General features: G+C 67.1%; 4 protein-coding genes. 1 reads left to right on the forward strand and 3 read right to left on the reverse strand.

The window, feature by feature from the left end; all coding sequences use genetic code 11:
* Window positions 1-682 precede the first annotated feature (682 nt).
* Window positions 683-1,123, reverse strand: coding sequence for a hypothetical protein (locus MXD59_RS25720; RefSeq protein ID WP_248827152.1), 441 nt, complete (start codon window positions 1,121-1,123; stop codon window positions 683-685).
* Between the two features lie 112 nt (window positions 1,124-1,235).
* On the opposite strand from MXD59_RS25720, the gene MXD59_RS27615 reads away from it, so the two are divergent.
* Window positions 1,236-1,538 (forward strand): transposase, encoded by a 303-nt coding sequence (locus MXD59_RS27615; protein ID WP_372512205.1) that lies wholly within the window; start codon window positions 1,236-1,238, stop codon window positions 1,536-1,538.
* 165 nt (window positions 1,539-1,703) lie between these two features.
* Here the strand turns inward: MXD59_RS27615 and MXD59_RS25725 are convergent, their stop codons facing one another.
* Together MXD59_RS25725 and MXD59_RS25730 are read right to left on the reverse strand one after the other, a co-directional pair.
* A complete protein-coding gene (locus tag MXD59_RS25725; protein WP_248827153.1) occupies window positions 1,704-3,236 on the reverse strand; it encodes an ISL3 family transposase in 1,533 nt (510 codons plus the stop codon).
* A 129-nt stretch (window positions 3,237-3,365) separates the two neighbouring features.
* Window positions 3,366-4,604 carry an IS256 family transposase gene (locus MXD59_RS25730; RefSeq protein ID WP_248827154.1) on the reverse strand — a complete coding sequence of 413 codons (1,239 nt, stop codon included), beginning with the start codon at window positions 4,602-4,604 and terminating at the stop codon, window positions 3,366-3,368.
* Window positions 4,605-4,836: the final 232 nt, after the last annotated feature.

Consider the following 4,836-nt stretch of genomic DNA (forward strand, 5'->3'; position numbering starts at 1 on the left):
TCCGGCCGTCCGTCTCCCGCATGCAAGAATTAAATCACAATGTGCCATCCATGTCCAGTTACTTTCGTTCTTCTTAGCACTTCGAGATCTCAAACGGTTTTCCGCCTCGCTGTGGCTCGCCCACTCGATCCCTCCCAGGATTATCCCGGTTGCCCGAACGAACTCACCTGAACGGTCCAGCCCCTTCACTCCATCCTCATTACAAGGATTTCACCGCTAATATGGGCCGGTCCGACTGCACACCCCGCAACGTTACTCGGCGCCTTACGGTTTCTGCCGCTTGGCGTGTTCACTCTCGCCCCGGACCAGCCGGGAACGGTTTCGAGGTGTGCTCTCCCACGTTCCGCATGGAAGCCGCAGACCGGGCTCGTGCCGCCATTCACACCGGGCACCACCTGGCCAGTAGACGGGTATCCGCCAGGCTCATCCCAGGACACGCTCTACACCCTGGTTTCGATGCCAGCTGCTACTTTCGATGCTTCAACAGCGGAGAGCTGAGCTCACCTTCCCGGTCCCCAGCTGACGCCTCTCGTGCGCCTTTTCCTCAACGCTCACCACGACAGTCTTCAGCTAACGCAGCTTGAGGTGCTTTGGAATCTCCCCCCGCAGGGCGAATCCGGAGGGCCACAAAACCTCCATCTTCCATGCAGTTACACGCCTTCGCGAGAACAGCCGGCCTACCTCAGGCGGCCATCCCACTCGACGTTCGTGGTACACAGAGCGCGGCAAGTTTTCCCTGGACATCGATCACGAACTGGGCCTTCGCCAGTTCCTTCTCCAGTTTCGCGTTCTGGACCCGGAGCTTCTCCAGCTCCTTGTCCCGATCATCGACCGGCGGGCGGCCCTTCGGTTTCGACAAACCGGCCAACGCCCCGGCCTCCCGGGCCTTACGCCACTCCACGACATGCGCCGAGTACAGATTCTCCCGCCGCAGGATCGCGCCTTTCTGCCCATCCGGGGCCGCCTCGTACTCGGTCAGGATCCGCAGCTTGTACGCCGCCGAAAACGACCGCCGCCGCGCCTTCGGCTCGACCTCCGGATCCGGCCGCCGGCCACCGCCCTCACGTCCGTCCACACCGACATCATCGACCAGGCCCCGCCCAGCCGTCCCCACCACAGTCACGATCTTCCTCTCCCAACCCGCCCAGGTCATAAGATGATAGCCATCGCCTGACTCACCTCATCTTGACGGATAGGGGTCCACCGGCAAGGGCCGCCGCCGGGTCACCCGGAAGATCCCGACGACCGTCACCGTCCATGTCCTGACAAGCCTGACCCTCGACGAGATCACCCCCGCCGAACTCGCCGGCTACGTCCGTGGCCACTGGACGATCGAGAACAGGGTCCATTGGGTCCGCGACGTCACCTACCGAGAGGACACCTCGAAGGTCCGGACCGGCCCCCTACCCCGCCTTATGGCCACACTCCGTAACCTCGCGATCGGGCTCATCCGCCTCGCCGGCCACCCCCGCATAGCCCCGACCATCCGCAGAATCCGCCACGACAACACCCTGCTCCTGGCCATCCTCACCCTGTAATACCCGGCCTGAACTGCATCAACGACTTTGCGGGTCGCCCTGGGTCCTCGACGCCGCCTACGCCGCCCACCCCGAGCGGTTCCACCGCCGACCGACCCCGCCCGCCCTGCCGACCAGGGTCTGTCCAGTTAACGGCTCTGTCTCACTTTCGGTGGTGACGGAGGGTTAGCTGAGGAGGATGCGGTGGCGGAGGAGGGGGAATCCGGCTCGGCCGTGCATCTGCCGCATGATCCGTTTGGTTTTGGTGTTCACGCCTTCGGTTCCGCCGTTGTGGTGAGGAAGGGTGAGGGCTGCGTTGACGGCTGCGCGGTCGAGATCGAGGCCGCGGGTGAAGGCGTGCAGGTGGGGCAGGTCGGCGGCACGGGCTGTGGTGATCCACTCGTCGAGTCGGTGGGCGTTGCCGTCCGCGGGGTGGAGAAGCTGCGCGAAGCCGCGCACGAGTCCAGCGAGATCGATCATTTCCGGGCAGGCGGTGGTGAGCTCGCCGAGCCGGTCATGTTGGCTGTCGGTGAGCCGGTCGGGTCGGGTGAGCAGGAGCCGGGTGACGCGTCGTGGTGAGATCGCAGGCCGGTCGGTGTCGACGCGGCCCTGGTTGATGTAGCGGACGAACAGGTTGAAGCTACCGTCATATCCTTGCTCTTTGATCTCGTGGAACAGCCGCAGCACGGGGGCGGCGGGCTCGTCGGCGCGGCGGCGTTTCAGATAGTCGCGGTAGGGATCGACCAGAGTCGGTCGGTAGGCCGGTGCCCGCACGAGCCGCTCGGGTTCGCTGGCCCGCGCGTAGCGTTTGACCGTGTTCAGGCTCAGGTTGAGCCGCCGTGCGCAGTCGAGTAGTCCGACACCCTGGTCACGCAGGTCGTGGACCTGCGCCCAGCGTTCCCGTGTCGTCTGGGCGCGGGGGCCGTCGTTCGGTGGCGGGCCGGCTTTGGCCCAGCAGCCGCTGTGCGCGGCGACCTCGGTGTGCACGGCCGCCGCGAGACCGTGCCAGAGGTGCCAGCGGTCGCTGACCTGGACCACGTCGGGCAGGACACGGCGGACCGCTTCGGCGTAGGCGGCGGAGCCGTCCCGGCAGACCACCTCGACGCCGGGATGGGCGCGTAGCCATGCCTCCAAGGCGTCAGCGCCGCGGCCCGGCAGGACATCGACGCGGCGCCGGGTCTCGGCGTCGATCAGGATCGTGGCGTAGGACCGTCGGCGACGCAGCGCGAAGTCATCGACCCCGAGGACCCGCGGCACCTGCAACGGTGGGAGCGGCAGACGCAGCAGGCAGCGCAGCGCACTGTGCCGCGACAGCCCGATCGCCAGCGCGGACAACACCCGGGCACTGGCCCTGCCGGCTAACTCCCGCACGACGGCGCCGACCTGCGCGGCCAGCCTCGCCGTGCGCCGCTGGTAGCGCTCCAGCACCCCAGGCAGCTGCTCACGAAAGGTCTGCCGACAGCCACCCGTCGGGCAGACCAGCCGGCGGACCCGCACGACCACCAGCACCCGGCGGGCATCGATCGCGACATCCGCCAGCGTCCGCTCGTGATAACCATGCACCCGCGACGTCGCCGCCCCACAACCAGGACAGCCCGCCGGCCCGTCAGGCGTCCGCGCCCGCACCCGGACCAGCTCGCCGTCGTCCGTCACATCCTCGACGACCAGCGGCGACAGACCCGAAAACGCCAGCTTGACCAGACGATCCGCTCCACACATGACACATCGTGCCGACACCCACCACCTGGACACGCCCACTTCCAGCGTCAGGCCTCATCGAAGACCACGCTCCGTCACCACCGAAAGTGAGACAGAGCCCAGTTAACGGTGTAACCGGGGTTGGTTGGACTACTTGCGGCCTGCGGTGAGTCGGCCGTCGAAGGCGACGTCGAAGGCGTTGAGGGCGCCTTTCCAGCGGATGACCCAGCGCTTGCGGCCTTGCCCGGTGGGGTCCAGGCTCATGACCGCCAGGTAGATGCACTTCAATGCGGCGGTCTCGTTCGGGAAGTGCCCGCGGGCGCGGACCGCGCGGCGGATGCGGGCGTTGACGCTCTCGATGGCGTTGGTGGAGCAGATGACCCGGCGGATCTCGGCGTCGAAGGCCAGGAACGGGGTGAACTCCGCCCAGGCGTTCTCCCACAACCGGACGATCGCGGGATACCTGGCACCCCAGGCCTCGGCGAACTCCAGCCACCGTTCGGTCGCCGCGGCTTCGGTCGGGGCGGTGTAGACCGGCCGCAGCGCCTTGGCGACGGCATCCCAGTCCTGTCGGGCGGCGTAGCGGAAACTGTTACGCAGCAGGTGGATCACGCAGGTCTGGACCACGGTGCGGGGCCAGACCTGCTCGATCGCGTCCGGCAGGCCCTTCAGACCATCGCAGACCGCCATGAGGATGTCCTCGACACCGCGGTTCTTCATCTCGGTGCAGACCTGGAGCCAGAACTTCGCCCCTTCACCGCCGTCCCCGACCCACAGACCGAGAATGTCGCGGGTGCCCTCGGCGGTCACGGCCAGGGCGAGGTAGACCGGCCGGTTCGCGACCTTCCCGTCCCGGATCTTGACGTTGATCGCGTCAAGGAACACCACCGGATACACCGGATCCAACGGCCGGTTCTGCCACTCGGCCATGCCCTCCATCACCCGGTCGGTGATCGTGGAGATCGTCTGCTTGGAGACCTGCGCGCCGTACACCTCGGCCAGATGCGCGGAGATCTCCCCGGTGGTCAGCCCCTTCGCCGACAGCGACAGCACCAGGTCCTCGACCCCGGACAGCCGCCGCTGCCGCTTCTTGACGATGGCCGGCTCGAACGAGCCCGCCCGGTCCCGCGGCACGTCGATCTCGACCGGGCCCACATCGGTGAGCACGGTCTTCGACCGGCTGCCGTTGCGGGAGTTCCCGCTGTTCGCGCCGGCCGGGTCGTGCCGGTCGTAGCCGAGATGGTCGGTGAGTTCCCCATCGAGCGCGGACTCCAGCACGATCTTCGTCAGCTGCGCGAGCAGCCCACCCTCGCCGGAGAGCTGCACACCCTGCCCGCGAGCCTGGGCCACCAGCTGCGCGACCAGCGCGGGATCCAGCCCCGCCGGCATCGCCTTCGACGTGCGGGACCAGCCGGCAGGCTCCTGGGTAGACACCTGCGCAGTGTCCGTCATGTCGGTCATGATCGTCATCAGGTGTACTCCCTGATCAGGGTCACACCGTTACTTTTACAGGCCCGCCGACCAGGGCGTGGATCAACCAGCCCCCAGCGATCATCGAGACCGAGGAGGCGCTACCCACGAACCAAGCAGCCTGATGTCTCACCGGGATTGACAGGCTCCG

The organism is Frankia umida, assembly GCF_023242945.1.
In the GTDB taxonomy this organism is placed as follows: domain Bacteria; phylum Actinomycetota; class Actinomycetes; order Frankiales; family Frankiaceae; genus Frankia; species Frankia umida.

What these genes read in the sequence shown, in the direction of transcription:
- MXD59_RS25725 (WP_248827153.1), bottom strand. Translation starts at nt 3,236, where the DNA reads ATGTGTGGAGCGGATCGTCTGGTCAAGCTGGCGTTTTCGGGTCTGTCG.
- MXD59_RS25730 (WP_248827154.1), bottom strand. Translation starts at nt 4,604, where the DNA reads ATGCCGGCGGGGCTGGATCCCGCGCTGGTCGCGCAGCTGGTGGCCCAG.